Origin of the sequence: Crenobacter cavernae, from assembly GCF_003355495.1 — a bacterium.
In the GTDB taxonomy this organism is placed as follows: Bacteria; Pseudomonadota; Gammaproteobacteria; order Burkholderiales; family Chromobacteriaceae; genus Crenobacter; species Crenobacter cavernae.
This window is the reverse complement of record NZ_CP031337.1, coordinates 2,215,507-2,241,190: the sequence shown is the minus strand read 5'-3', so window position 1 is coordinate 2,241,190 and position 25,684 is coordinate 2,215,507. Positions and strand designations below refer to the sequence as shown.

General features: G+C 65.5%; 33 protein-coding genes. 20 read left to right on the top strand and 13 right to left on the bottom strand.

Features of this window, described 5'->3' with window-relative positions:
- Window positions 1-112: 112 nt before the first annotated feature.
- Genes DWG20_RS10920 through rpoE form a run of 6 tightly spaced genes read right to left on the bottom strand, consistent with a single transcriptional unit; the run spans window position 113 to window position 4,250 of the window.
- Entirely contained in the window at window positions 113-352 is a 240-nt protein-coding gene (locus DWG20_RS10920; protein ID WP_115433842.1) for a glutaredoxin family protein, read from the bottom strand.
- Entirely contained in the window at window positions 349-1,776 is a 1,428-nt protein-coding gene (locus DWG20_RS10915; protein WP_115433841.1) for a DegQ family serine endoprotease, read from the bottom strand. Before DWG20_RS10915 ends, DWG20_RS10920 begins: the two co-directional genes overlap by 4 nt.
- Window positions 1,758-2,222 carry a SoxR reducing system RseC family protein gene (locus DWG20_RS10910; protein ID WP_115433840.1) on the bottom strand — a complete coding sequence of 155 codons (465 nt, stop codon included), beginning with the start codon at window positions 2,220-2,222 and terminating at the stop codon, window positions 1,758-1,760. Before DWG20_RS10910 ends, DWG20_RS10915 begins: the two co-directional genes overlap by 19 nt.
- Complete coding sequence (locus DWG20_RS10905; protein ID WP_115433839.1) at window positions 2,219-3,181, bottom strand: MucB/RseB C-terminal domain-containing protein; 963 nt, start codon at window positions 3,179-3,181, stop codon at window positions 2,219-2,221. Before DWG20_RS10905 ends, DWG20_RS10910 begins: the two co-directional genes overlap by 4 nt.
- Window positions 3,181-3,648: a sigma-E factor negative regulatory protein gene (locus DWG20_RS10900; RefSeq protein WP_115433838.1), complete on the bottom strand. Its 468-nt coding sequence runs from the start codon at window positions 3,646-3,648 to the stop codon at window positions 3,181-3,183. The genes DWG20_RS10905 and DWG20_RS10900 overlap by 1 nt, the downstream gene beginning before the upstream one ends.
- Window positions 3,649-3,650: 2 nt before the next feature.
- Window positions 3,651-4,250, bottom strand: coding sequence for an RNA polymerase sigma factor RpoE (rpoE, locus tag DWG20_RS10895; RefSeq protein ID WP_115434793.1), 600 nt, complete (start codon window positions 4,248-4,250; stop codon window positions 3,651-3,653).
- A 362-nt stretch (window positions 4,251-4,612) separates the two neighbouring features.
- On the opposite strand from rpoE, the gene prpB reads away from it, so the two are divergent.
- From prpB to DWG20_RS10850, 9 genes are all read left to right on the top strand, one after another.
- Entirely contained in the window at window positions 4,613-5,503 is an 891-nt protein-coding gene (gene prpB, locus DWG20_RS10890) for a methylisocitrate lyase (protein ID WP_115433837.1), read from the top strand.
- Between the two features lie 59 nt (window positions 5,504-5,562).
- Window positions 5,563-6,711: a bifunctional 2-methylcitrate synthase/citrate synthase gene (gene prpC, locus DWG20_RS10885; protein WP_115433836.1), complete on the top strand. Its 1,149-nt coding sequence runs from the start codon at window positions 5,563-5,565 to the stop codon at window positions 6,709-6,711.
- A gap of 5 nt (window positions 6,712-6,716) precedes the next feature.
- Entirely contained in the window at window positions 6,717-7,094 is a 378-nt protein-coding gene (locus DWG20_RS10880) for a putative glycolipid-binding domain-containing protein (RefSeq protein WP_115433835.1), read from the top strand.
- 31 nt (window positions 7,095-7,125) lie between these two features.
- A complete protein-coding gene (locus DWG20_RS10875) occupies window positions 7,126-8,577 on the top strand; it encodes a bifunctional 2-methylcitrate dehydratase/aconitate hydratase (RefSeq protein ID WP_115433834.1) in 1,452 nt (483 codons plus the stop codon).
- Window positions 8,578-8,645: 68 nt separating this feature from the next.
- The gene (locus DWG20_RS10870) at window positions 8,646-9,188 is read left to right on the top strand and encodes a VOC family protein (protein WP_245944709.1); all 543 of its coding nucleotides are present in this window, start codon (window positions 8,646-8,648) and stop codon (window positions 9,186-9,188) included.
- Window positions 9,189-9,227: 39 nt separating this feature from the next.
- Entirely contained in the window at window positions 9,228-9,761 is a 534-nt protein-coding gene (locus tag DWG20_RS10865; protein ID WP_115433832.1) for a group I truncated hemoglobin, read from the top strand.
- A gap of 90 nt (window positions 9,762-9,851) precedes the next feature.
- Window positions 9,852-10,559 carry a YecA/YgfB family protein gene (locus DWG20_RS10860; protein WP_115433831.1) on the top strand — a complete coding sequence of 236 codons (708 nt, stop codon included), beginning with the start codon at window positions 9,852-9,854 and terminating at the stop codon, window positions 10,557-10,559.
- A gap of 278 nt (window positions 10,560-10,837) precedes the next feature.
- Entirely contained in the window at window positions 10,838-11,479 is a 642-nt protein-coding gene (locus tag DWG20_RS10855; RefSeq protein ID WP_115433830.1) for a 2OG-Fe(II) oxygenase family protein, read from the top strand.
- 152 nt (window positions 11,480-11,631) lie between these two features.
- Window positions 11,632-11,832 (top strand): hypothetical protein, encoded by a 201-nt coding sequence (locus DWG20_RS10850; protein WP_115433829.1) that lies wholly within the window; start codon window positions 11,632-11,634, stop codon window positions 11,830-11,832.
- A gap of 353 nt (window positions 11,833-12,185) precedes the next feature.
- Here the strand turns inward: DWG20_RS10850 and nhaR are convergent, their stop codons facing one another.
- Window positions 12,186-13,091, bottom strand: coding sequence for a transcriptional activator NhaR (gene nhaR / locus DWG20_RS10845; RefSeq protein WP_115433828.1), 906 nt, complete (start codon window positions 13,089-13,091; stop codon window positions 12,186-12,188).
- Between the two features lie 103 nt (window positions 13,092-13,194).
- Between nhaR and htpX the strand changes: the two genes are divergently transcribed.
- The gene (gene htpX, locus DWG20_RS10840; RefSeq protein ID WP_115433827.1) at window positions 13,195-14,082 is read left to right on the top strand and encodes a protease HtpX; all 888 of its coding nucleotides are present in this window, start codon (window positions 13,195-13,197) and stop codon (window positions 14,080-14,082) included.
- 10 nt (window positions 14,083-14,092) lie between these two features.
- On the top strand, window positions 14,093-15,082 hold the full coding sequence (locus DWG20_RS10835) for a TerC family protein (protein WP_115433826.1): 990 nt from the start codon (window positions 14,093-14,095) through the stop codon (window positions 15,080-15,082).
- A gap of 149 nt (window positions 15,083-15,231) precedes the next feature.
- Here the strand turns inward: DWG20_RS10835 and DWG20_RS10830 are convergent, their stop codons facing one another.
- Window positions 15,232-15,459 (bottom strand): hypothetical protein, encoded by a 228-nt coding sequence (locus DWG20_RS10830; RefSeq protein ID WP_115433825.1) that lies wholly within the window; start codon window positions 15,457-15,459, stop codon window positions 15,232-15,234.
- Between the two features lie 142 nt (window positions 15,460-15,601).
- On the opposite strand from DWG20_RS10830, the gene DWG20_RS10825 reads away from it, so the two are divergent.
- The 3 genes from DWG20_RS10825 (at window position 15,602) to DWG20_RS10815 (ending at window position 17,922) form a co-directional block, all read left to right on the top strand.
- Window positions 15,602-16,351, top strand: a complete 750-nt coding sequence (locus DWG20_RS10825) for a tyrosine-protein phosphatase (RefSeq protein WP_181880899.1) — start codon at window positions 15,602-15,604, stop codon at window positions 16,349-16,351.
- 228 nt (window positions 16,352-16,579) lie between these two features.
- A complete protein-coding gene (locus DWG20_RS10820) occupies window positions 16,580-16,975 on the top strand; it encodes a PA2779 family protein (protein WP_115433823.1) in 396 nt (131 codons plus the stop codon).
- On the top strand, window positions 16,975-17,922 hold the full coding sequence (locus tag DWG20_RS10815; protein ID WP_115433822.1) for a PA2778 family cysteine peptidase: 948 nt from the start codon (window positions 16,975-16,977) through the stop codon (window positions 17,920-17,922). Before DWG20_RS10820 ends, DWG20_RS10815 begins: the two co-directional genes overlap by 1 nt.
- 67 nt (window positions 17,923-17,989) lie before the next feature.
- Here the strand turns inward: DWG20_RS10815 and DWG20_RS10810 are convergent, their stop codons facing one another.
- The 3 genes from DWG20_RS10810 to DWG20_RS10800 form a co-directional block, all read right to left on the bottom strand.
- A complete protein-coding gene (locus tag DWG20_RS10810; RefSeq protein WP_115433821.1) occupies window positions 17,990-18,382 on the bottom strand; it encodes a hypothetical protein in 393 nt (130 codons plus the stop codon).
- Window positions 18,383-18,455: 73 nt separating this feature from the next.
- Window positions 18,456-18,803, bottom strand: a complete 348-nt coding sequence (locus DWG20_RS10805; RefSeq protein ID WP_115433820.1) for a GFA family protein — start codon at window positions 18,801-18,803, stop codon at window positions 18,456-18,458.
- Between the two features lie 114 nt (window positions 18,804-18,917).
- Complete coding sequence (locus DWG20_RS10800; protein ID WP_115433819.1) at window positions 18,918-19,160, bottom strand: DUF6868 family protein; 243 nt, start codon at window positions 19,158-19,160, stop codon at window positions 18,918-18,920.
- A gap of 328 nt (window positions 19,161-19,488) precedes the next feature.
- Between DWG20_RS10800 and DWG20_RS10795 the strand changes: the two genes are divergently transcribed.
- The 5 genes from DWG20_RS10795 (at window position 19,489) to DWG20_RS10775 (ending at window position 22,467) form a co-directional block, all read left to right on the top strand.
- The gene (locus DWG20_RS10795; protein ID WP_115433818.1) at window positions 19,489-20,157 is read left to right on the top strand and encodes a CsgG/HfaB family protein; all 669 of its coding nucleotides are present in this window, start codon (window positions 19,489-19,491) and stop codon (window positions 20,155-20,157) included.
- 27 nt (window positions 20,158-20,184) lie between these two features.
- Window positions 20,185-20,550, top strand: a complete 366-nt coding sequence (locus DWG20_RS10790; RefSeq protein ID WP_115433817.1) for a DUF4810 domain-containing protein — start codon at window positions 20,185-20,187, stop codon at window positions 20,548-20,550.
- A 9-nt stretch (window positions 20,551-20,559) separates the two neighbouring features.
- Window positions 20,560-21,222 carry a DUF799 domain-containing protein gene (locus tag DWG20_RS10785; protein WP_115433816.1) on the top strand — a complete coding sequence of 221 codons (663 nt, stop codon included), beginning with the start codon at window positions 20,560-20,562 and terminating at the stop codon, window positions 21,220-21,222.
- A 282-nt stretch (window positions 21,223-21,504) separates the two neighbouring features.
- The gene (locus tag DWG20_RS10780; protein WP_115433815.1) at window positions 21,505-21,933 is read left to right on the top strand and encodes a DUF2007 domain-containing protein; all 429 of its coding nucleotides are present in this window, start codon (window positions 21,505-21,507) and stop codon (window positions 21,931-21,933) included.
- A gap of 147 nt (window positions 21,934-22,080) precedes the next feature.
- Window positions 22,081-22,467, top strand: coding sequence for a DUF488 domain-containing protein (locus DWG20_RS10775; protein WP_115433814.1), 387 nt, complete (start codon window positions 22,081-22,083; stop codon window positions 22,465-22,467).
- 40 nt (window positions 22,468-22,507) lie between these two features.
- Here the strand turns inward: DWG20_RS10775 and DWG20_RS10770 are convergent, their stop codons facing one another.
- Together DWG20_RS10770 and ompA are read right to left on the bottom strand one after the other, a co-directional pair.
- On the bottom strand, window positions 22,508-23,140 hold the full coding sequence (locus tag DWG20_RS10770) for a class I SAM-dependent methyltransferase (protein WP_115433813.1): 633 nt from the start codon (window positions 23,138-23,140) through the stop codon (window positions 22,508-22,510).
- A 131-nt stretch (window positions 23,141-23,271) separates the two neighbouring features.
- Complete coding sequence (gene ompA / locus DWG20_RS10765) at window positions 23,272-24,285, bottom strand: porin OmpA (RefSeq protein WP_281269914.1); 1,014 nt, start codon at window positions 24,283-24,285, stop codon at window positions 23,272-23,274.
- 485 nt (window positions 24,286-24,770) lie between these two features.
- Here ompA and DWG20_RS10760 point away from each other — a divergent pair, with 485 nt between their 5' ends.
- On the top strand, window positions 24,771-25,631 hold the full coding sequence (locus DWG20_RS10760; protein ID WP_115433812.1) for a patatin-like phospholipase family protein: 861 nt from the start codon (window positions 24,771-24,773) through the stop codon (window positions 25,629-25,631).
- The last annotated feature ends 53 nt before the right edge of the window (window positions 25,632-25,684 follow it).

Here is a 25,684-nt window from a genome sequence, read left to right as displayed (position 1 = left end):
CGTGCCCTTGGTAACCGGGAGACCCCGCATCCGGGACGGACGGTTTCAGTCCGCTCAAGCACTTAGGCAAGGCCGGGATGCCGGTCGAGATCCTCTAACACTGGCGCGGATTTTAGCCGATTTCACCCAAGTGTGCAGCCAGCCGGGCCGCGTCGAGGTGGTAATGGCAGATTTCAGTCCCGCCATCCATCAACACCGGCACCCATTCGTTGAAGCGTTGTTCGAGCTCCGGGTCGGCGTCGACGTCGAGCACCGTCAGCGCAAAACCATAGCGCTCCTGCCACGGTTTGAGCTCGGCCAACATCTGGTGACACAGGCTGCAGTATTCGCGAAAATAGAGAGTCAGCGTCATTCGGCGTCTCCGATCTTCAAGGGCACGAACAGCGTGCCGCCGCGACGCACGATCTGTATCGCCAGCACCCCGCCCTTGCGCGTGGCGTTGACCGCGTTGCGGAACTGCTCGCCCGAGGTGAGCGGCTTGCCGGCGACGCCGACGATCACGTCGCCTTGCTGGATGCCGGCGCGCAGTGCCGCCCCGCCGGCGCGCTCGACCAGCAAACCGTACGGCACACCCAGCTGGAGCCGCTGCGCGGCGTTCAGTTCGCGCGCCATCAGCCCGATCGGCTCCATCTTCTGCTGTCCCGGCTCGGGCTGGCCCGGCGCGCGGTACTCGCGGCCGGCGCTGGCCGGGTCGGGCTCCTTGACCTCTTCGGCGACGACGCGCACGGACCGCTCGGCGCGGTCGCGCCACACGTCCATCGTGATCGTCTTGCCCGGCAGGATGCCGCTGATGACTCTCTGCAGGTCGCTCGAGGTATCGACGGGCTGGCCGTCGATCTTCAGCACGATGTCGCCCGGCTTCAGCCCTGCCTTGCCGGCCGGCCCGTCCTTGGCGACGTTGGTCACCAGCGCGCCCATCGCGCGCGGCAGGCCGAACGACGCGGCCAGGTCCCTGTTGACCTCCTGCACGACGACGCCGATGCGACCGCGGCTGACCTTGCCCGACTTCTTCAGCTGGTCGGCGATGTTCATCGCGACGTCGATCGGGATCGCAAACGAGATGCCCATGAAGCCGCCCGACTTGCTGAAGATCTGCGAATTGACGCCGACCACCTCGCCGTTCAGGTTGAACAGCGGGCCGCCCGAATTGCCCGGGTTGATCGCGGCGTCGGTCTGGATGAAGGGCACGTAGTTCTCTTCGGGCAACTGGCGGCCCTTGGCCGACACGATGCCGGCGGTGACCGAACTGTCGAAGCCGAACGGCGAGCCGATCGCGACCACCCATTCGCCGACCTTGAGCTTGGCCGAGTTGCCGAGCCTGGCCACCGGCAGCTTGTCGGCGTTGATCTTCAGCAACGCGACGTCGGTGCGCGCGTCCGAGCCGATCAGCCTGGCCTTGAATTCGCGCTTGTCGTTCAACGTGACGGTGATTTCGTCGGCGCGCGCCACCACGTGCGCGTTGGTCAGCACGTAGCCGTCGTTAGACACGATGAAGCCCGAGCCGAGCGAGCGCGCCTGGAACTCCTTCAGGCGCGGCGGTGAGAAGCGGCGGAAGAACTCGAAGAAGGGGTCGCCCTCGAAGCCTTCGAGGCCTTCGGGCACGTCCGGCACCGACTCGCGCACCGTCTGCGTGGTGCTGATGTTGACGACAGCGCGGCCTTCGTCCTGGACCAGTTGGGTGAAATCGGGCAGATTGCGCGCGCCGGCTTCGGGGACCTGGGCAGTCATCACCAGGGACGCGAGGACGGCAGAGAGCATCAGCTTCTTGAACGGCATGGTTTCCCCTGCGGAACGGATGAACGGTCGAATTTCGCGATGATGGTCGGGGTGTAGAGCGCGGCATCGGCGCGACGGCCGAAGCGCTTCACCCCGAGAAGACAGACGGAAAAACCGAGTGCGGCGGCGCACACCGACGCAAACTCACCGGCAGGAGCGCCTAGCGCAGCGCCGGCGAACAGCCCCGCCAGCGGCACGAGATAGACGACGAGCGCGCTCTTGAGCATGCCCTCTTCCGGCACGCCTACCGTGACCCGGTCGCCGGGGGAGACGCCGAGCGGGTCGGCGACGCGGAAGTGGCCCGCACCGTTGCGGAACAGTCGCGCGATGTTGAGCGTACGGCAGCCGGTCTCCGGATCGCACTGCCCGCACGGGCTGTGCGGGCGCGGCTCGACCCAGGCCGAACCGGCGTCGGCCTTCACCACTCTCGCCTGGGTTTCGATCACGGGCGGCTGACCCTGATCGACTTGATCAGGTTGACGAGCCCCTGCTCGGGCATATCGCCGACCACGGTCAGCACCAGGTCGCCGTCCACGCGCGACACCATGGCCACCGCACCGTGCAGCGTGACCGGACGCTCGGTGCGTCTCTCGCCGCCGGACGGCTCGATGAACAGCGACACCACCGCCAAGCCGTCCGACAGCACCATGTGGCGCACGTTCTTGTTGCCACCCGGCAAAGCGCGAGTGACGGTGCGCATCAGCTTGAAGCCCTGCGGCAGGCCGCTCACCGCGGCAATATCGGCTGCGCTGGGCAGCGCCAGCGGACTGGCGCCGGGTTTGCGCAACTGGTATCTGAACTTGGTATTGTGCGGCACGAGCAGCGCACGGTCACGCGGCGGCCCGACTTCCAGCTCGGTGAACGCATGCTGCTCGACCACCTCGCCGCGCGAGGTCAGCACCATCGCCTTCAGCGGCAACGTCGTGCCCTCGTCGACGCACAGCCGCAGGCTGTAGCGGTTGGCGTCCTTGGGACTCAGCTGCAACCAGTCGCAGTCGCGTTGCGCGACGCGGTCCGTGTCTAGCCTGCGCAGCTTGTAGGAGACTTTCAGGTCGCCCATCCCCTCGGGCAGGAAGCCCGGGAACAGTCTCATCGAGCTGACCTTGGCCGCCGCCAGCGATTTCTTGTCCGGCGCGTAGCAGGTGAGTTCGTTGCCGTTGCGCACGATCTCGCGTTTGGGGCCGTCGAGCGACTCGTGCCGCTCGACCATCCCGTTGTCACCGGCTGCACGGTAGAGCTGGAAGGTTTCCAACACCCCCTGCGACTGGTGCATGTAAGTGCCGGAGAGCGGCAGCTGACGGCTTGCCTGTGCGACACGCCGCAGCAGCTGCCAGTCGTCTTCGGCGGCCTGGGCGGTGAACGCCAGGCCCCATATCAGACTGCCCGCGAGGAAGCCGACGCGCATCAGTGACGCACCTCGCTCTGCAGCGACGCCTTCACCGCGACCGGGTCGGTCGCGATTTCCTGGTGTGCCGTCAGGTAGGAGTCGTCACGCGCGCTTATCGTCGGTGTCGACACGGCCAGCGCCACCACCGGCGCAGTGCCCAGCGCCGGATCGCGGCCGAACTGCTGCCAGGCGACCACGGCGGCGAAACTCACGCTGGCCGCCAGCGCCCAGGTCGCGATCTTGCCGGAATGAAACGGGCGGCGCTGACGCGGCGCCAGCACGGTCGGTTCGCTTTCCACCTGCCGGCTGACCGCGGGGGCCACGCTGACGCTCAAGAGGGCATTGTTGCGCAAGGCGTCGCCGATGAGGTGGTACTCGTCCCAGCTCGCCTTGAGATCGGGATCCTGTCCCAGGGCGTTAAGGGTGCGTGCCGCTTCTTGTTCGTCGATTTCGCCATCCATCAACGCGGATACCGATTCTTTCATACCTACCACCTTCTGTTCTTGGCCGTATCCAGCAGTGGCCGCAGTTCCGTGGCGATCGCCTCCCGCGCGCGAAAGATGCGCGAGCGGACGGTGCCGATCGGACAATTCATCACCTGGGCGATTTCCTCGTAGCTCAGCCCGTCCATCTCGCGGAGCGAGATGGCGGTGCGCAACTCCTCGGGCAGGCGGGCGACGGCGGCGTTCACCGTTTCCACGATCTGCCGATTCATCAGTTCGGTCTCGGGCGTGTTCAGGTCGGGGACCTGGCTCGCCATGTCGAAACTTTCACCTTCATCGTCCACCACTTCGCTGTTTAGCACGTAGCGGCGACCATTTGCGCTGAGAAAGTTTTTGGCCGTGTTGATGCCAATACGGTAAAGCCACGTGTAAAAGGCGCTGTCGCCCCTGAACGAAGGCAGGGCGCGATAGGCTTTTACGAAGGCTTCCTGCGTCACGTCCTCCACATCCGCGCTGTCGCGGATGAAACGTGACAGCAGTCGGCCTAGCCGCCTCTGGTATTTGGCAACAAGCAGGTCGAATGCACGCTTCTCACCTCGCTGGGCACGCTCCACCAACTGTTGATCGATGTCCCGATCACTCATGTCGTTGTATTGCTCCCTGATTTGCCCGCCCTTGGTGTGTTCTGAATGGTTGTAGGCGAACACGGACTAGACCTATGTGGCCGGGAAGGAGTTCCCTGACGGATTTTGGCCAGTGCGAACCATAGCAGACGCCGGGCTCGCCGCTCAATCGTTTCCCCCGTGCGCCACGAGCTACAAACAGAGGAAACCCGTTGCAGATGGGGCGATACCGGGATTTTCCAAGTTTTTAAACGACCATGACGAGGGACAACCCGCTACACCATGCCATTTACAAAAAACCAAGCGCTTGCTAGATTTTCGAACAATGGCTTGCTTGGCCAACCCGACCGCCGCGTCCAATCCCTTCCCACTAGGAGACCGCCATGTCCAGCCCCGGCGCCCTGTTCCGACTCGCCGTCGCCGAAGAACACCCGCTGCAGATCGTCGGCGCGATCAACGCCTATAGCGCGAGCTTGGCCGAGCACGCCGGCTTTGCGGCGCTGTACCTGTCCGGCGGCGGCGTCGCGGCGGCCAGCTGCGGCATTCCCGACCTCGGCATCACCCAGCCGGAGGACGTGCTGATCGACATCCGCCGCATCACCGACGTCACCGACTTGCCGCTCCTGGTCGACATCGACACCGGCTGGGGCGGCGCGTTCAACATCGCGCGCACCGTGCGCGCGGTGGAAAAGGCCGGCGCGGCGGCGGTCCACATCGAGGACCAGGTGCAGGCCAAGCGCTGCGGCCACCGGCCGAACAAGGCGATCGTCAGCCAGAGCGAGATGGTCGACCGCGTCAAGGCGGCGGTCGATGCGCGCCGCGACGCGAGCTTCGTGATCATGGCGCGCACCGACGCGCTGGCCGTGGAAGGGCTCGATGCGGCGATCGAGCGCGCCTGCGCCTGCGTCGAGGCCGGCGCCGACATGATCTTCCCCGAGGCGATGACCGAGCTGGCGATGTACCGGCTCTTCGCCGACGCGGTGCAGGTGCCGATCCTCGCCAACATCACCGAGTTCGGCGCGACGCCCTTGTTCACCGTCGACGAGCTGGCCTCGGCCAACGTCTCCATGGTGCTCTACCCGCTGTCGGCGTTCCGCGCGATGAGCCAGGCGGCGCTTGACGTGTACGGCGCGATCCGCCGCGACGGCACGCAGGCGAACGTCATCGACACCATGCAGACGCGCGCCGAGCTCTATGAGCACCTCGGCTACCACGCGTACGAACAAAAGCTTGACGCGCTGTTCGCCAGCGAAGCGCCGACGCAGCAACGATAACGAAGCAAGCTTGGCCGAGCGCCTCGGCCCGCAGTCTTGGATCTAAAAGGGAGAGTGGCATGAACGACGTGGCAAGCCCGATCAAACCGAAGAAATCCGTCGCGCTGTCCGGCGTGGTCGCCGGCAACACCGCGATCTGCACCGTCGGCAAGAGCGGCAACGACCTGCACTACCGCGGCTACGACATCCTCGACATCGCCGGCGAGTGCGAATTCGAGGAAATCGCCTATCTGCTGGTGCACGGCCACCTGCCCAAGCGCGCGGAACTGGCCGGCTACAAGACCCGCCTGCAAGGCATGCGCGGCCTGCCGGCGCAGGTGAAAGCGGTGCTCGAAACGCTGCCGGCCAGCGCGCACCCGATGGACGTGATGCGCACCGGCGTGTCGGCGCTCGGCTGCGTGCTGCCGGAGAAGGACGAGCACCCGGCGGCCGGCGCGCGCGAGATCGCCGACCGCCTGTTAGCGAGCCTCGGCTCGATGCTGCTCTACTGGTACCACTACAGCCATTCGGGCAAGCGCATCGACACCGAGACCGACGACGACAGCATCGGCGGCCACCTGCTGCACCTGTTGCACGGCAAGGCGCCGTCGCAAGAGTGGGTGCGCGCGATGCACACCTCTCTCAACCTGTACGCCGAACACGAATTCAACGCGTCTACCTTCGCCGCGCGAGTGATCGCCGGCACCGGTTCGGACCTGTACAGCTGCGTCGCCGGCGCGATCGGCGCGCTACGCGGCCCGAAGCACGGTGGCGCGAACGAGGTCGCGCTCGACATCCAGCAGCGCTACGAAACGCCCGACGAAGCCGAGGCCGACATCCGCCGTCGCGTCGAAAACCACGAGGTCATTATCGGCTTCGGCCACCCCGTCTACACCCTCGCCGACCCGCGCAACAAGATCATCAAGGACGTGGCCAAAAAGCTGTCGAAAAGCGGCGGCGACATGAAGATGTACGCGATCGCCGAACGGCTCGAGGCGGTGATGCACGAGGTCAAATCGATGTTCCCCAACCTCGACTGGTTCAGCGCGGTCAGCTACCACATGATGGGCGTGCCGACCAACCTGTTCACCCCGCTGTTCGTCCTCGCGCGCACCGCCGGCTGGAGCGCGCACGTGATCGAGCAGCGCCAGGACGGCAAGATCATCCGCCCTTCGGCCAACTACACCGGCCCGGAAGACCGCGCCTTCGTGCCGCTGGACAAGCGCTGAGCGCCATGCCCGCCGTGCACTACCGCTGGCAGCAAGACGGCGCCGCCGGCCGCGAGGAGATCCACGCGAGCTTCTCGGCCGACGCGCCGCGCTGGCAGGGCAAGAGCCACATGGAACAGGCCGGCGCCGTGCTCGCCTACAAGATCGAAACCGACGCAGCCGGCGTCTTTAGCCACGCGGTGTTGACGTTGGCCGAGCCCGCCCGGCGCACCATGACGATAGAACGCCACGCCGACGGCGAATGGCTGATCGACGGCGAGTCGCGGCCGGAATTTTCCGCCGGCACCGACATCGACGTGATGGACAGCGACTTCACCGCCGTGATCACCGTCGACGCGCACGGCTTCGTGCTCGACTACCCCGGCGTGCTGCGCCTCGACTGAACCGAATCCCTTACCCCAAGGAAAACCGCCGATGTCCGCTCATATCTCGAACGTACGCCCCGATCCCGACAAAGTCCTCATCGACATCGCCGACTACGTCTCCGACTATGACGTCACATCCAGTGAGGCATGGAACACCGCCCGGCTGTGTCTGATGGACACGCTAGGCTGCGGCCTCGAGGCGCTGTCCTACCCGGCGTGCACCAAGCTGATGGGCCCGATCGTGCCCGGCATGATCGTGCCGAACGGCGCCCGTGTCCCCGGCACGCAGTTCCAGCTCGACCCCATTCAAGCGGCGTTCAACATCGGCGCGATGATCCGCTGGCTCGACTTCAACGACACCTGGCTCGCCGCCGAATGGGGCCATCCTTCGGACAACCTCGGTGGCATCCTCGCCACCGCCGACTGGATCAGCCGCGAGCGCGTCAGCAAGGGCCAGGCGCCGCTGACGATGCGCGACGTGCTCGAGGCGATGATCAAGGCGCACGAGATCCAGGGCGTGCTGGCGCTGGAAAACAGTTTCAACAAGGTCGGCCTCGACCACGTGGTGCTGGTCAAGGTCGCGTCCGCCGCGGTCTGCGCCAGGCTGATGGGCGGCACGAAAGAAGAAATCATCAACGCGGTCAGCCAGGCCTTCGTCGACGGCCAGGCGCTACGCACCTACCGCCACGCGCCGAATACCGGTTCAAGAAAATCATGGGCGGCCGGCGACGCCACCAGCCGCGCGGTGCGCCTCGCCTTGTTTAGCTTGAAGGGTGAGATGGGCATCCCCGGCGTGCTGACCGCGCCGGGCTGGGGCTTCTACGATGTGTTGTTCAAGGGGCAACCGTTTAAATTCCAGCGCGACTACGGCAGCTACGTGATGGAGCAGGTGCTGTTCAAGATCTCGTTCCCGGCCGAGTTCCACAGCCAGACCGCCGTCGAGTGCGCGATGACTCTGCACCAGACCTTGGCCGAGCTCGGCAAGAGCGCCGCCGACATCAAGCAGATCACCATCCGCACCCACGAGGCGTGCCTCCGCATCATCGACAAGAAGGGCCCGCTGTCCAACCCGGCCGACCGCGACCACTGCATCCAGTACATGGTCGCCGTGCCGCTCTTGTTCGGCCGCCTGGAAGCCTCCGACTACGAGGACAAGGTCGCGAACGATCCACGCATCGACGCGCTGCGCGACAAGATCGTCTGCGTCGAGGATGTGCAGTTCACCCGCGACTACCACGACCCGGAAAAACGCAGCATCGCCAACGCGCTGACGGTGGAACTCTTCGACGGCAAGGTTCTCGACGAAGTGGTGTGCGAATACCCGATCGGCCACCAGCGCCGCCGCAAGGACGGCATCCCGCTCTTGGAAGCCAAGTTCAAGACCAACCTCGCGCGCCGCTTCCCGGCCAAGCAGCAGGCGGCGATCTTCGCGCTGTGCGACGACCCGCAGAGACTGCTGGCGACGCCGGTCAACGCGTTTACCGATCTGTGGGTGATCTGAGAGCTTCGCTCAACGCTTGATGGAGGCTCGGCCAACCTTGGGGGAGCCCGAGGTTGGCCGAGCCTTTTTTGAAAGCCGTCGTCTTGCGAAGCCGGCTCGAACGGGCGGTAGACAGCGGACGATTCTATGCTTACCGTATTGATTCCGTGCGCCGTATTCACGGATGGTTCGTCGCGCAAATTCAACGTGCAGATTCAAAAGGGAAAAAGATGGCCACTAAAATTTTTGTGAACCTAGCGGTAAAAAATCTCGACCAGTCCATCGAGTTCTTTACCCGGCTCGGCTTCGCGTTCAATCCCCAATTTACCGACGAGACGGCCACCTGCATGATCGTGTCCGAAGACATCTTCGTCATGCTGTTGACCGAGGCCAAGTTCAAGACTTTTACTCCTAAAGAAATTTGCGACGCGACGAAAAGCACGGAAGTGCTCGTGTGTTTATCTTCTGAGAGCCGGGAAAAAGTCGATGAAATGGTTCGCAAGGCGGTCGCCGCTGGCGGAACGACCTACAACGAACCCCAAGACCACGGCTTTATGTATGGACATGGTTTTCAGGACTTGGACGGCCACATCTGGGAACTGATCTATATGGAGCCTGGCGCAGCGGGTTAAGGAGCCGACACTAGGCGCCCCGGCCGGCGGCAGGCCACCATGCTCGGGGCCCATGGCAGCGTGGAGAAACCTAGCCCTCCCAACCGATGTAAGGAGACAAAGATAAAGAACAACCTCCGGGTGGCTTTAACAGCCATGGCGTTTCTACTCGCCGCCTCTTTCGCGCCGGTCGCCTCGGCGCAGCAGCCCGAAGCCCAGAAACTCCTCTACGATCGATTGGGTGGGCTGAAGGGCATCACGGTGGTCGTCGACGATTTCATCAACCGGCTCGTATCGAATAAGACGCTGAACAAGAACCCCGCCATTAATGCCGGCCGGAAGAGCGCTCCGGCGCCTTACCTCAAGTTCCAAGTTTCGCAATTGGTCTGCGAGGTAAGCGGCGGGCCATGCAAATACACGGGGAAGACGATGAAGGAGTCCCACGCTCATTTGAACATCAGCGAGAAGGAGTGGGACGTCATGGTCAAGGATTTCAAGAAATCCCTGGACAAGGACAAGGTCCCGGCGGTCGAGCAGAAGGAGCTGTTTGACATCGTCGGCAAGACAAAAGCCGACATCGTCGTCAGGAAATAAATGCGCCAGCCGGGCCGCCGTTGACCATTGTTCGTCCAGGACCGCGCGGTTTGACCGATAATGCGCCATCCCCATCCCGAGGTTTTACCGATGAGCCACGCCCCGCTTTCCGACAACGACTACCAGCGCCTCGCCGACACCCTGGCGCGTTTTCGCGCGCTCGGCGCGATGAGCCTGGAGACGCTCGACGGTTTCTTCACCGCGCTGTTGTGCGGGCCGGAGCCGATCAAGCCGGCCGAGGTGCTGCCGCTGATCCTCGGCGAGGCCTTCGACGACGAGGAGGCGTTCCACACCGAAAAGCAGCTCGAACAGTTCGTGTCGCTGCTGATGGGGCACTGGCTGGACATCGCCCACACGCTGCATGCCGGCGAACCGTTCCAGCCCTGGCTCGATGCGGACGAGCACGGCGTGGTGCATGGCAACGCGTGGGCCGAGGGGTTCAGCGAGGGCATGGAACTGTTGAACGACGACTGGGGCCTCTTGTTCGAGGATGAGGAACAGGCGCAGGCGCTGGTGCCGATCATGGCGCTCGCCTTCGAGCACCACCCCGACTCGGAGATGCGTCCCTACCTGGAAACGGTCGACCCGGCGCAGCGCGGGGAGTGGCTGGCGGCGATCTCGCCATCGGTGGGCGCGATCTACCGCTTCTTCGCTGCGGTCCGCGAGCAGATGGCGGCCGAAATCGCCGAAGCCGAGGCGGAGAACACCGCGCCGGAAGGCGAGGCGGCCAAGCCGGCGCGCGCGGCGGGCAAGACTAGCCCATCCGCCAAGCCCGCCAGGAAGGGTAGACATCGCTAATACCTAGCCTGGGCTAAATTGAGTGGGGGCCCTGTCTTTTCCAATTCTGACAGACCATGACCCCGCGCCGCCGCCGAGCCAAGGAGGCGGCTTTCACGGCCGAGCTGGGCAGTGCCGGACTCGTCGGGCTCGTCGACATCTCCTGATATCCGGCGCGGATGATAGTGCTCGGATGGGGGACGCCAGGGCACGACACGAACGGCGGGCTTGGCGAGCGTACATGGCTGCTTGGGTTGCGCCGTGCCCAGCCCAGGCTTATCTATGGGACGGGCGCGCTCATGGTCAAGAAAGACTCGTGGTTCGAAACGTCGGATGTGATGCCGATGTTTCCGTCGTTGGTTTGGAAGATTCAGCTCGAGTCCAACCTGCACGAAGCGATCGACGCGGATATCCTGCTGGCCCTCGACGGCATGAGGCAAGACGGGCCAGAACTCGCCCCCGGCCAAGGCTGGCAATCGGATCAGGACCTGCATCGACTCAAAGAACTGCGGGACCTCGTCGCCTGCATCGATCAGGCGGCAAAAAGCATCCTGCGCTTCCTGAGAATCGGCTACGATGCCTTCGAGATCACCGGCTGCTGGGCCACCGTTCTGCCCCGGGGTGCGGCCCACAGGGCGCACAGCCACCCCAACAACTTCCTGAGCGGCGTTTATTACGTCAGAACCCACGCGGGCGCGGACACGATCAACTTCCATGACCCGCGCAACCAGACCGGCATCATCCGGCCTCCGGTGGTGGAACTCACCGCCGAGAATACCGACCAGGTCGTGGTCAAGGTTCAGGATGGCACGCTGCTGATCTTTCCGTCCTACCTGCAACACTCGGTGGACGCCAATACGAGCGCGGGGGAAAGGATCAGCGTCAGTTTCAACATCATGTTCAGCGCCTTCACCGAGAACCTGAGCAAACCGCTGTGGTAGGTGTGGAAGGCAGCCCTCACCTATTCCTGCCTCGGCCAGGCCTTCCTCATCACGGCCCGGGCCACCCCGGGGTGACGCCGCCCCTTAGCCGCCTATACTGGCGAGTAGCATCACCCGCAGTCCCCTCACCCACAGACAGGCAGGAGGCTCCCATGGCAGGCAACGCTCCCAAACCTTCCCAAACGCAGGAAACCGTGCCCGACACCGGCGAATACTCGGCCGACCAGGTGCACCAGTTCCGCGTCGGACAGCACCTCGAAGAGGACGAGCCGCTCCCGGAGGCCGAAGACGAAGACCCGGACACCGGCGAGTACCAGTCCGACCAGGTGCGCCAGGTGAAGCACCACGACTAGCCCCACGGGCCGGACCGGGCCACAAGCGCGATTCGGCCCGACAAGGGGCTCGGCCAACGTCAAAGGGTTGGCCGAGCCCGCTGCAGAAACCCCCGGTGGCAAGCCCCCGGGGGTTTTCGTTTGCGCCGGCAGACGATGCCGGGCGACATCGAACCCAGCTCTATCAGGAAAGTGGGCGAGCCGCCGATTCCGGCCGGGTCAAAGAACGAGGCGTACATCGGGCCCGGGCCGATCGCTTCCCGGAAAAGGCTCGGCCAACCCGGAGCTTGGCCGAAGGAGAACGGTTTCGATGCACCGGGGCAGATCAGTCTTCAGACCTATGCGCACCGGGTGCCCCCAAAGCCCCCTGCCCTTCAGGCTTCGTCCCGGACCTCCGCGCGCGAACGCATGATGGCCTCGACGGCGCTGTGCTGCAGCTTGCGGCGGTTGGCGATCGCGTAGTAGTGCTCGGAGACCCCTTCGACGGCGCCCAGCACCTCGACCTCGAACTGACGGGTGATATCGTCGACCTGGAAGGACGGCGCGGGGAACAGGCCGACACCCTGGCGCCCGAATGTCTTGAGCAGCGCCCCGTCCTCGAACTCGCCGACGATGTCGACCTTGATGCTCTCCGCCTCGAACCACTGCTCGAGCTGGCTGCGCAACACGTTGTCCCGCGTGGGAAGCAGCATCGGTGCCCGCGCGAGGCTGTGCGGGAAACCGTCGCGGTAGCGGGCGCAAAGTTGGGCGGTGCCGAAGATCATGACCGGACAGCGCGCCAGCAAGGTCGAGACGAAGGGTTGTTGAGCACCGGCCGGGACCGGACGGTCGGCCAGCACCACATCCAGACGATGCAGAGCCAGCTCGGCCAACAGTTCGTCGAACGCGCCTTCCGTGCACACCAGCCGCACCCGGTTTCCCGAAGCGAGCGCCGGTTCCAGCAGCCGATAGGAGACCGTCTTGGGAAGTACGTCGGTGATGCCTGCCGACAGGCGTACCGTCGCGCCGGGCGTTTCCTCTTCCAGCGTCTCCTGCAGCGTCTCGCCGAGCAGGAAGATCTGGTCGGCGTACTGCAGCGCCACGCGTCCGGCCTCGGTCAGCACCAGCTTGCGTCCCTGCTGGGTGAACAGCGCCTTTCCCAGCGCCAGTTCTAGCCGGGAGACCTGGCCGCTGACGGTCTGCGCGCTCATGCCCAGCCGCTCGGCGGCCCGGTTGACGCCGCCTTCGCGGGCGACGGCCCAGAAGTAGTGAAGGTGCTTGTAGTTGAGCGGCTCGGTCATATTGTTTCGAATAAATCGGATTGTTCATGAGATTTTATTCGATTTTATCTTCGCGTTGTCCCGCCTATGCTGCCAGCACGAATCGATAACAGGGACGAACCCCATGAAACGCGTGCTGCTGCTGATCCTGACCAACCTCGCCGTGATGCTGGTGCTGAGCGTCACGGCCCATTTGCTCGGCCTGAACCGCTTCTTGACCGCGAACGGGCTCAACCTGCCGATGCTGCTGATGTTCGCCACGCTGATGGGCTTCGGCGGCGCCTTCATCTCGCTCCTGATGTCCAAACCCATCGCCAAGTGGAGCACCGGCGCGCGGGTGATCGACAACCCGACCAACCCGACCGAGCGCTGGCTCGTCGACACCGTAGGCAGGCTCGCCGCGCGCGCCGGCCTGGCTATGCCCGAGGTCGCGGTCTACGAGGGCGAGCCCAACGCCTTCGCCACCGGCGCGAGCAAGGCCGGCTCGCTGGTGGCGGTATCGACCGGCCTGCTCTCCTCGATGACGCATGAGGAGGTCGAGGCGGTGCTGGCGCACGAAGTCGCGCACATCAAGAACGGCGACATGGTGACGCTGACGCTGATCCAGGGCGTGGTGAACACCTTCGTGTTCTTCCTGGCGCGCGTCGTCGGCTATCTGGTCGACAGCTTCCTGCGCCGCAACGACGACGAGGCGTCTTCCGGACCGGGGATCGGCTACATGGTGACCGTGATCGTCTGCGAGATCGCCTTCGGCATCCTGGCCTCGGTCATCGTCATGTATTTCTCGCGCCGGCGTGAGTTCCGCGCCGACTCGGGGGCGGCGACCCTGCTGGGTTCGCGCCGGCCGATGATCGCCGCGCTCCATCGTCTCGGCGGCATGGAAGCCGGCGGCTTGCCGCAGGGGATGGCCGCCTCGGGGGTCGCGGGCAGGCCGGGTCTGATGTCGCTGTTCGCCAGCCATCCGAGCATCGAGGAGCGGGTTCGCGCGCTCCAGACCGACGCCCGCGCCTGAGGACCGAGACATGGAATGGCTGTCAGGAATGTTCATCGGCTACCCGGTCTGGGTCTGGCTGATGTTTATGGGGCTGGTGGTGGCGCTCTTGGCGTTCGACCTCGGCGTGCTGCACAAGAATCAGCATGAGATCGGCGTGAAAGAGAGCCTCAAGCTGTCCGCCTTCTATATCGCGATGGGCGTCGCCTTTGGCGGCTGGCTGTGGTGGTATCGCGGCGCGGATACCGGCATGCAGTACTTCACCGGCTATCTGATCGAGAAGTCGCTGTCGATGGACAACGTCTTCGTCATCTCGCTGATCTTCGGCAGCCTGGCCGTGCCGCGCCTCTACCAGCACCGCGTGCTGTTCTGGGGCATCCTGGGGGTGATCGTGATGCGGGCCGTCATGATCGGGCTGGGCGCGGCGCTGGTGGCCGAGTTCCAGTGGATGCTCGCCGTGTTCGGCCTGTTCCTGGCGGCGACCGGCGTCAAGATGCTGCTCGCCGACGACCAGCCGATGTCGCTGGAAAAAAACCGCGCCTATCAGTGGTTGCGGAGCCATCTGCGCCTGACGCCGACGCTGCACGAACAGCACTTCTGGGTGCGCGGCGAGAAGCACGGTCTGGCCAAAGGCTGGTGGGCGACCCCGCTCTTGCTGGCCTTGATCATGGTCGAGTCCGCCGACGTCGTGTTCGCGGTGGACAGCATCCCGGCCATTTTCGCCATCACCCAGGACCCGTTCATCGTCTACACCTCGAACATCTTCGCCGTGCTCGGCTTGCGGGCGCTGTACTTCGCGCTGGCGGCGATGGTCCACCGCTTCCACTACCTGAAGTACGCGCTGTCGGTGGTGCTGGTCTTCATCGGCGCCAAGGTCGGCCTCGTCTACCTGCATGACAATGATCTGGTCGACTTCCATATCCCGACCGGGCTGTCGCTGCTCGTGACATTCAGCCTTCTGCTGTCCGGCGTGCTTTTCTCGCTCTACAAGACGCGGGAAGACGCTGCCAGCCATTCCTGACCGGTTTCTGCCGCCGGTCCCGTCACGGCGGGACCGGCGACAACATCACGGCCCGGCGACCCGCTCGGGCGCCAGCCTACCCTGCTGCCGCAGGCCGTTCGAGCCGGGCCTCCTCACAGCCCGGAACGATCCTGGCTCGTCTTGCCGCATCAGACCACCGGCCGGCACAGCCACTTCGACAGGTCTTCGGGGATGCCCAGTTCGTGCGGATTGCCGAACGACGGCCAGGCAGAGTGGCCGTTGGCCAGCGCCTCGGCGGCCTGCTCGGGCGTCGGGTAACTGCCCAGCGCCTCGCCCTCGTGCATGATGTGATAACTGCCATCGAGCGGGACGATGTCGAAGGGTCCGTATTGGGTGTCGTAAGTCCAGCATTTCATGGCCATGCCTCCTTACTCCGAATCGTAGCCGATGGCGGCCGGCCATCGGGAGGCGGCGAGAGACGTGCCGCGCGGCCGCTCGCCCAAAGAGCCCCGTTCGGCTAGGCTTAGCGGTCTTTGCATGCAGAGAAAGCGCAGCGCGATGAGCCTCCCCCCAACGATCCTTGCCGGCCAGAGCCACTTTCGCGAGCTGGCCCGCATCCCGGTCGCCCACGGCGAGCTGGCCGCCGGCCGCCTGTACCGCTCCGGCGACCTCGTCGGCCTCACCGACGCCGACCTCGCCACGCTGGCGCGTCTCGACGTCGCGCAGGTGATCGACCTGCGCTCAGGCGAGGAGCAGAAGACCCGTCCTAACAAGCTGCCGCCCGGCGCGAACCTCACGGCGATCGCCTTTCTCGAAGGCTCGCTGACCTCGCGCGATAGGGTCGCGCGCTTCAAGACCGCGACGCTCGACGACATGAAGGCGATGATGGTCGCCGTCTACCGCTCGCTGGTTCGCGACTACGTCGGCCAGTGGCGGCAGTTCTTCGCCGCGCTCGCCGCCACGCCCGGCGTGACGGTATTCCATTGCACCGCCGGCAAGGACCGCACCGGCATCGGCGCGGCGCTCTTGCTGACCGCGCTCGGCGCGTCGCGCGACGCGGTGTTCGCCGACTACCTCGCCTCGGGCGCGCACCTTGCCACGCTGAAGGCGATGATGGCCGACAAGCTCGCACCGCACGGCGTCGACCTGGACGTCATCCGGCCGGTGCTCGACGTCGACGTCGACTACCTGAGCGCCGCCTTCGACGAGATCGACGCCGGCTGGGGCGGCGTCGACGCCTACCTCGACGGCGCACTCGGCATCGACCGCGCGGCGCTCGCCGCCCGCTTCGTGACCGTCCCGCGCTGAAGCCCGGCCGCGGCCAACGATCGGTCATCGCACACCCGGCTCGGCCAACCTTTCGACAAGGTTGGCCGAGCTTTTTTCATGCCGCCCCCCCCGTAGTGAATGGCTTCGCCGGGCGCGGCGCCGGCCAAATTCGTTTACAAATCAATCAGAACCCGACGCGGCGCGCATCGCCAGTCTCCGGCCATCCGCCTTCCCGCGCCCGGCTCCACCCGCATAAGGAACAACGCCATGAAACTCGCCAAACCGCTGGCCACCGCCGCGCTCGTCGTCACCCTGCCGCTCGCCGGCTTCACCCAGACCGCGCAGGCGGCGATGATCGGCGTCGAACAGATGCAGCAGGCCGAACGCTCCGCCGAAGGCGACGCCGCGCGTGCGCGCGTGTTCGAGGCGCTGTCGCGCGCCGACGTGGTCGCCGAACTCGAACGCCAAGGCGTGTCGCCCGATCAGGCGCGCGACCGCGTCGCCGCGCTGTCGGACGCCGACGCCAGGCTGCTGGCCGAGAAGGTCGACCAGGCGCCGGCCGGCGGCATCATCGGCGCCATCCTGCTGGTGTTCTTCGTGCTGCTGTTGACCGACATCTTGGGTCTCACCAAGGTGTTCCCGTTCACCCGCTCTATCCGCTGATGCGCCGCGCCGCCTGCGCCCTGCTGCTGACCCTGACGCTCGCCGGCTGCGCCACGCCGGGGCTCAAGACGCTCGATGCGCTGCAAGGCGTGCCGCCGCGCACCGAACTCACCGCGACGCCATTCTTCCCGCAGCAGGACTACCAGTGCGGGCCGGCGGCGCTGGCGACGGTGCTTGTCGCCGCCGGCCGCCCGGTCACGCCCGAGGCGCTGGTCGACCAGGTGTTCCTGCCGGCGCGCCGTGGCAGCCTGCAGATCGAGATGCTGGCCGCCGTGCCGCGCCACGGCCTGGTCGCCACGCGCATCCCGGCGCGCCTCGACGCGCTGTTGACCGAGCTGGCCGCCGGCCACCCGGTGCTGGTGATGCAGAACATGGGGCTGTCGTGGGCGCCGTCGTGGCACTACGCGGTCGCGGTCGGTTTCGACCTCGCCAAAAAGGAGCTGATCCTGCGCTCGGGCACCGAGCGGCGCATGGCGATGCCGTTCAACACCTTCGAACACACCTGGGCGCGCAGCGAGCACTGGGCCTTCGTCGCGCTGCCGCCCGGCCGGCTGCCGGCGACGAGCGACGCGGATCGGGTCGCAGCAGGCCTGGTCGCCTTCGCTCGCCTCGCCTCGCCGGCCGACGCGGCGCGCGGCTTCGACGCGGCGCTCGCGCGCTTTTCGGATAACGCGACGCTAGCTGTCGGCCTCGCCGGCAGCCAGTACGTAGAGCGCGACCTGCCCGCCGCCGAAGCGACGCTGCGTGCGGCGCTGCTCCGCCATCCGGCCCATCCGGTGATCGCGAACAACCTTGCCAACCTGCTCCTAGAGCGCGGCCGGCTCGACGAGGCCGAAGCGCTGGTCGCGCCGGTGGCGGACGCCGACGGCCCGTGGCGCGACGCCGCGCGCGCGACGCTCAACAAGGTCCGCTCGGCGCGCACCGCCGCGCCGGCTCCGAAACGCTGAAATCCACATCCCGATAAAAAGCCCGGCCAACCCCAAAAAGGTTGGCCGAGCTTTTTCCATCTCCGTCTTAGCGCTCCGGCTCCAGCTCGATGCGCTGCGTGCCCATGCCCGGCGGACGGCTCGAGGTCGCGCTGCCGTTGTTCAGGCCGAACGGGATCGACAGCGTCGCGTAGCCATCCTTCATGAACAGGTAGCGGCCGAAATAGTGCGGGTCGGCGAACGGCATCATCAGCCTCAACGAACGGTCGGGGCCGATGATGAAACGGCCGTCGAGACCGGTGGAGCCGACCCCCTCCTGCTGGTAGCGGCCGAGCTGGCGGTAGACCTCGACGCCGGCCAGCGGCCTGCCGGTGCGCTGGTCGTACACCACTCCGTCGACCTCGGGTGCGGTCCAGTGGCTGGCGCAGCCACCGACCGCCAATAGCAAAGCGGCGCAGGCCGCCGCAGTCTTCGTGTTCATTATCGTTCACCCATGTCGCGCGGCGTGCAGGCCTCGCCTGGGCGTCGTGCTGAATAGCCGGCCGTTTAAGGCCTCAAGCGCTGCGCCCGTCGTACGGCATCACCGTAAGATCGGCCGGTTCGACACCTTCCAGACAGCGCACGTTGATCGCCGCCATCGCCTCGCCGGAAGGATCGCGCCCCTCGCCGAACGGCGAGCAGCCGCAGTTCGGGCAGAAGCGGTGCTTGATCACGTGCTTGTTGAAGGTATAGGTCGCCATGTCGGCCTCGGGCGTCGAGAGCCTCAACGCATCGCGCGGCACGAACCACAGCAGATAACCCTTGCGCCGGCAGGTCGAACAGTTGCACTCGATCACCCCGTCGATCTCGCCCTCGACTTCGTAAGCGATCCTGCCGCAGTGGCAGCTGCCCCGGTAAAGCATGACGTCTCCTGATAGGGTCGGCCCGCCCGGATGAGCACCGGACGGCCGGTAGGGTTGGCCGAATCGTGCGCGGCATCGAGCGGCCGCTTCGATCTTACGGCTTGCAAGGCGCGCTCAGCCGATGATGCGCAGCGCCACGTAGGGCACCAGGTTGAACAGCAGCACGCCGAGCTTGAACAGCAGCATGCCGCCGAAATTCAGCCGCGCGCTGTCGCGCAACGACAGCCCGAAGCCGCGCTCCCAGCATCGGTACAACCAGCCGCGCATCAACAGGAAGAGCAGGAACCACACGACCAGCACGCCGTAATTGATCACCGAGCACCAGAAGAAAAAGTCGCGCAGCGTGGCAAGGTCCATGGAAGCCTCCCCGTCGAGAGCGGACGCGCGCTGCGTCCCCGCTTCTGATCTTAGGCCAAGGGCGCGCCGGCGATTCCGGCAATCGGCGTGGTTGGCCGAGCTGTCCGGGCTCGGCCAAGCTTGGAGGGTGATGGGTTCGGCGCAATGCGGCTGCGCCTTATTGCGCCCTGCTTGCTGAGGGCGACCTGGAGGCCAAAGAGCCCCGAGCATGGCATGTAGCGTTTTGTGCTGGCAGCAAGCATCCAGGCGGTCATCCCTGTTATGATAATGGTCTTGCCAAATGAATTTTAAATTTCATTTTTTCTTATCGTAATCCCAAGGAAGATCTATGAAGACTCCTTTCTCCTCGCTGGCAGTGCTGGCGGTACTGGCGGCGTTGGGCGGTTGTGCTACTGAGCAGTCTCGCCCCCTGGAGGTTGCCAAGGTCGCTTCTGCCGGCGTGCCTTACATGGGGCTACGCAGCCCGATCGCGGTGGGCAAGTTCGATAACCGCTCCAGCTATATGCGCGGCATTTTCTCGGACGGGGCGGACCGTCTGGGCGGACAGGCCAAAACCATCCTGGTTACCCATCTGCAACAGACCGGTCGTTTCAACGTACTGGATCGCGACAATATGGCCGAGATCAGTCAGGAAGCAGGCCTGAAAAAGCAGGCGCAGAAGCTGAAGGGCGCCGACTACGTGGTAACCGGTGACGTGACCGAATTCGGCCGCAAGGAAGTGGGCGATCGCCAGCTGTTCGGCATCCTGGGGCGCGGCAAGTCGCAGGTAGCGTACGCCAAGGTGAACCTCAATATCGTCAACGTGCAGACATCCGAAGTGGTGTACTCGGCGCAGGGCGCGGGGGAGTACAGCCTGTCCAACCGTGAAATCATCGGCTTCGGCGGCAGAGCAAGCTACGACTCCACCTTGAACGGCAAGGTGCTAGATCTGGCGATCCGCGAGGCGGTGAACAACCTGGTGAATGGCGTCGAGTCCGGTGCCTGGCGCCCTGCCTAATATCTTTTTGCGAATCGGAAGTTATCCATGAAATCTGGTTTGTTGAAACATCTTTGTATTGGTGTGGGGCTGCTGGGTGCCGCCATGCTGACCGGTTGCGCCAATCGGCCCAAACCCTTGTACCACTGGGGCAATTACCAGCCGCAGGTGTACGAATATTTCAAGGGGGACGGCAAGGGCCACGAGGAACAGATTGCCACGCTGGAAGAAAACCTGCAGAAAGTTCGAGCCAACGGGGAGTCCCTGCCGCCGGGTTACCACGCGCATCTTGGCCTGTTGTACATCAAGGCGGGCAAGGAAGATCAGGTGAAACAGCAGTTCGAAACTGAGAAGACGCTATTTCCAGAATCGTCCTCCTACATGGATTTTCTGCTGCGCAAATTCAAGAAATAAGAGGCATTCATGCGCTTTTCCACACTGAAAGGGGCTGCTGTCGCAGCGCTAGTCGCCGCACTGGCGAGCGGTTGCGCCACCCCCCAGCCTTACGATTACACGGCATTCAAACAAAGCCGCCCCAAGTCGGTACTCATTCTGCCGCCGCAGAATAGCTCGCCTGAAGTCAAAGCGACTTATAGCATGCTGTCGCAGATGACCCACCCGCTGGCCGAATCCGGCTACTACGTACTACCCGTGACGCTGGTAGACGAAACGTTCAAGCAGAACGGCCTAAACAACCCAGGCGAAATACACACGGTGGCACCGGCTAAGCTGCGCGACATCTTCGGTGCCGACGCTGCGCTATACGTGGACGTGAAAGAGTATGGTTCCACCTACACCATCCTCAGCAGCGAGGTAACCGTGGCCGCTGACGCCAAGCTGGTAGACTTGCAAAGTGGCAGCCTGCTGTGGCAAGGCAGTGCCGTGGCATCCAGTGCGGAAAACCAAAACAACTCCGGTGGCGGCCTAGTGGGCATGCTGGTGGTAGCGGTGATTAAGCAGATCACCAATTCTCTGACCGAGCAAAGTCATAGCTATGCCGGCATCACCAGCCAGCGTCTGCTGACGGCGGGGCGCCCGAACGGCATGCTGTACGGCCCGAGTTCACCGCATTACGGCAAGGACTGACCATCACAGGGCGGGTTTGGAGCTTCGCGCCAGCCCGCCCCCCATTGATGCCGCCCGCGAAGGCGGGCGGCATGCGCTATTCGAATGCTTCGTGAATCCACCTTACGGGTTACGCCGCGCATCATGGTAAGGCGGACACCCCCGGCGCCAGCCGGGGATTCCACCACCCCATACAGCCAAGTGACGGATCGCCCCTGCGGGGCATCCGCCCTACGCCCTCCCCGTCAGCCTCCGCCCGCTTGGCTACACTCAAGACAGGTTTCCGAACCGGGCAAACACAAGATGAACGACAAACGCATCACCATCGCCGCGTTTTCCACGCCGTTCGAAGCGCATCTGGCGCGCGGGCGGCTGGAGGCCGAGGGCGTGGCGGCGTGGGTGGTGCACGAGCACCATGTCGCGGCGAACTGGATGCTGTCGAACGCGCTGGGCGGCGTGAAAGTACAAGTGGCCGAGTACAACGCGGCGCGGGCGGCGGCGATTCTCGACGCGGTCAACGCGGGCGAGTTCGAGACGGCGCTCGAAGGTACCGAAGCGGACGAGGCCGAACGCGCCGCCTGCCCGGTCTGCGGTTCGCGCGAGTTTTCCAGCGCCCCGTCGCGGACCATGGTGGGACTGGCCTTGCTGAGCTTCGGCCTCGCCGAGGTGATCTTCCCGCTGCGCCACGGCCGGCACACCTGTTCGCGCTGCGGCACGCGCTGGACCGATTGACCCGCGCCCGCTGGGGACCTCGGCCAAGCTTGCCGGGCCGACGCCGTCGGGCGGACGGCAGGTTTTTCCGGTGCTTGGATCGCGATCAGCACCCGGTGTCGGGTAAAGACGAATGAGCGGCTCGGACACCTGAACGAGGGAAAACCGATGGCGATCAGGATCGTGCGGCTGGGCAGCCCGCGCGCGGCGGGCGAAGGGCTGCGCCTGGGCACGGTGCGGCGTCCGCCGCGCGGCGTGCCTAAGGACGAATTCGCGAGCCGCGACTTCTACGACGTGTGGCTGCCGGCCCTGTCGCCGAGCGCGGAACTGATAAAGGACGCGCAGGCGGCGAACGGCGACAAGGCATGGGCGGCGTTCGGCCGCAAGTTCCGCGCCGAGATGAAGGCGCCGGATGCTGCCCGGCTGCTGGACCTCGTGGCCGCGCTGTCGCACCAGACCGATTTTTCGCTCGGCTGCTACTGCGAGGACGAGGCGCGCTGCCACCGCTCGGTGCTGCGCGAATTGCTGGAAGAGCGCGGCGCGCTGCTGCGCTGACCGCTCGGCCAACCTACCTCTTTCCCTCCCCGTTCCAGCTTCACGCCGCAGGCCTGCGCCACACGCTGGCGAGCCACGGCTGTTCGGCGCGCGGCTTGCCCGCCGGGCGGTAGTAGTGGGTCAGTTCGATGAAACCGGCCGCGTTCATGTAGCGGCGCCACGCGGCAAGGTCGTGGAAGGTGCCGTAGCGGTCGTCGTGCCAGCCTTCCTCGTTGTGGCCGCGCGGGTTGGAGCTGAACAGCACGCCGCCGGGCTTGAGGGTGGCGAACAGTTCGCACAGCACGCGCGGCAGCGCCTCGCACGGCACGTGGAACAGCGCGGCGTTGGCGAACACGCCGTCGAAATGGTCAGCGGGCAGGTCGAGCGCGAGGAAGTCCTGCTGCCACACCGCGCAGCCGCTGTAGGCGCGCGCCATCTCGACGAAGCGCGCGGCGCCGTCCAGCCCGACCGCGGTGTGACCGAGGTCGGCGAAGGTCTTGAGGTCGCGCCCCGGGCCGCAACCGAAGTCGAGAATCGTGAACGGCGGCTCGGACTCGATCGCCGACAGCAGCGCCGAAATGTTCTGGCTAACGTCGTGGTCGCGCGTGCCGGCCCAGAAGGCGTCGGCGTGCGCGTCGTAGTGCTGCAGCGTGTGCTCTGCGATCGCGGCGAGATCCTGCGGCGTCGGTTTCATGCTTTGCATCCTTTCTTCCCGTCCGGGGCTCGGCGCCCGTCCTGGTCACGTCACCTTAGCGCCGGCGCCGCGCGCGGGCAAAAAAATCCCCCGGCTTGGGGCGCGGGGGATGAGCTCGAGGGGGAGACGGGTCAGCGCGCGGCGCGCCCGCTGACCTTGACCACCACGCGGCGGTCGGACGCGAGGCAGGCGATCAGCTCGGCGCGCTGCTTCACGCCGTCGCACTGGCTGCCGGTGACCGGCGACGATTCGCCCGCCCCCTCGACGCTGACCTGGCCGGCCGGTACGCCACGGGCGACGAGGAAGTCGGCCGCCGTCTGCGCGCGGCGGCGCGACAGGTCGAGGTTGTACTGCTCGGAACCGATGCGGTCGGTGTGGCCGACGATGGTGAGGCTGGCGTCCGTCGACGCTTCGGCGCGGATCTCTTGCACCAGCTCGGTCAGCGCCAGCTCGCCGGCCGGCTTGAGCGTCGCCTTGTTGAAGTCGAACAGCGCATCGGAACTGAGGGTGAACTCCCTCACCTGCGGGGCGGGTGCCGGGGTGGCGACCGGCATCGGTGCGGGCGCCGGCGCGCCGCCGAACTTGTACAGCAGCCCGAGCGACAACAGGCCGTTGTCGGTGCGCGCGCCGACGTCGCTCGTGTCGCCGAGCCGGCCGGTCCACTGGTACTCGAGACGGGTCGCCCAGTTGCGGTCAAGCGCGTACTCGACGCCGAGCGCGGCCAGCGGTGACGCGCGGGTCGCGTGTTTGCTGGCGCTGCCCAGCCGGCTGGCCATCACGCCGAGACGGGCGTAGACGTCGAGCGAGTCGGCCACCGGCGCGCCCAGCTTGGCGGCGAGCTGGAGGCCCTGCGCCTTCAGGTCGGCCCGGCTGTTCGGGTCGAAGTCGAACTCGAGCTTGTCGAGGTAGTCGTAGCCGCCCTCGACGCCGAGCCAGTCGTTGACCTGGTAGCCGACGAACAGCCCCGCGCCGACCCCGGATTTGTCGATATTGCGCGGGTTCGGCACGCTGCTGTCGTACTTGATGCCATGGAATTCCGACCAGCCGAGCTTGCCGCCCGCGTACCACGGTTCATCGGCGCAGGCGGCCGAGGCGTAGGCGAGGCCGGCCAGGGCCAGCGCGACGGGGATTTTCTTCAGCAACATTCACTCACTCCTTTCGTCGGGGACGATGCGAAACAAGCAGACGCCATGAACCGGGGTAACAATCAGCATGATGGATACGAATGCCGGTGATGCGAGGAAACGCCCCAATCAACAGGCCGACGCCTGAAGCATAGGAAAGCGGCTGGGCAGCCCCAACCTTTTTTTATGCTGTTGGTGTGGGGTGACAAGAAGGCGTGTGAACCGCACAACACAGGCGGAATAAGGCCTGCTTTTATTTCGTGTGCGTTGACCATAGCGGAGCGATTAAAAAACAGGCGGCGAAGCCGCCTTATCTTGCCCCATAGCGTGTGAACTAGATGCAAAAGCATGTCGATGACCGTATACCCGCCTTTTGGGTGACAAACCCTCGCAAAAACATGTATTTGGTATTTTTTGACCGGCTGACAGATCGCGCGTGCCGCACCGACCTATAAAGCAACGGAGGCTCGGCTGAGCCGACACGGTATCGAATAGCGGGAGGCGGCATGGCGGATGGAACAAGGACCGCATTCGTTTTCGCGGGCGGCGGCAGCCTGGGCGCGGTCGAGGTCGGCATGCTGCGCGAACTGGTGAAGACCGGCGAACGCCCCGACGTGGTGGTCGGCGCGTCGGCCGGCGCGATCAACGGCGCCTACTTCGCCGGCCGCCCCGACGCCGACGGCGTGGCCGGGCTCGAAGCGATCTGGAGCGGCATCAAGCGCCGCGACGTGATGCCGATGACGCTGGCCGGGCTGTGCTCGACGCTCTTGCGCCGTCGCCAGCATCTGGTCGAGTCGAGCGGCCTCAGGCGGCTGTTGCACCGGCATTTGCCGTACGCGAGGCTGGAGGAAGCCAGCGTGCCGCTCTACGTCGTCGCGACCGACCTGTTGACCGGCGACGAGATCGTACTGTCTCGTGGTCCGGCGGTCGACGCGGTGCTCGCCAGCGCCGCCATCCCCGGCGTGTTCCCGCCGGTGCGCATCGACGGGCGCGAGCTGGTCGACGGCGGCGTCGCCAACAACACGCCGGTGTCAGTCGCGGTGCGCCTCGGCGCCGAACGCGTGATCGTCCTACCGGCGGGTTTCGCCTGTGCGCTGCAACAGGCGCCGCGCGGCGTGATCGCGCAGGCGATGCACGCGCTGACACTGTTGATCGCCCGCCAGCTGGTGAAGGACATCGAGGCGCTGTCGCAGCGCGCGCAGATCTACGTCGTGCCGCCGCTGTGTCCGCTGTCGACGTCGCCGTACGACTACAACCAGTGCGGCAGTCTGATCGAACAGGCCGCACTAACGACGCGCCGCTGGCTCGACGCGGGCGGACTGGACAAGCCGGCGATTCCGGGCGCGCTGTACGAACACCGGCATTGAACAGGCTCGGCCAACCCTGTCCCCCGCGGCCCAAGACGCAAAAAAAACCGGCG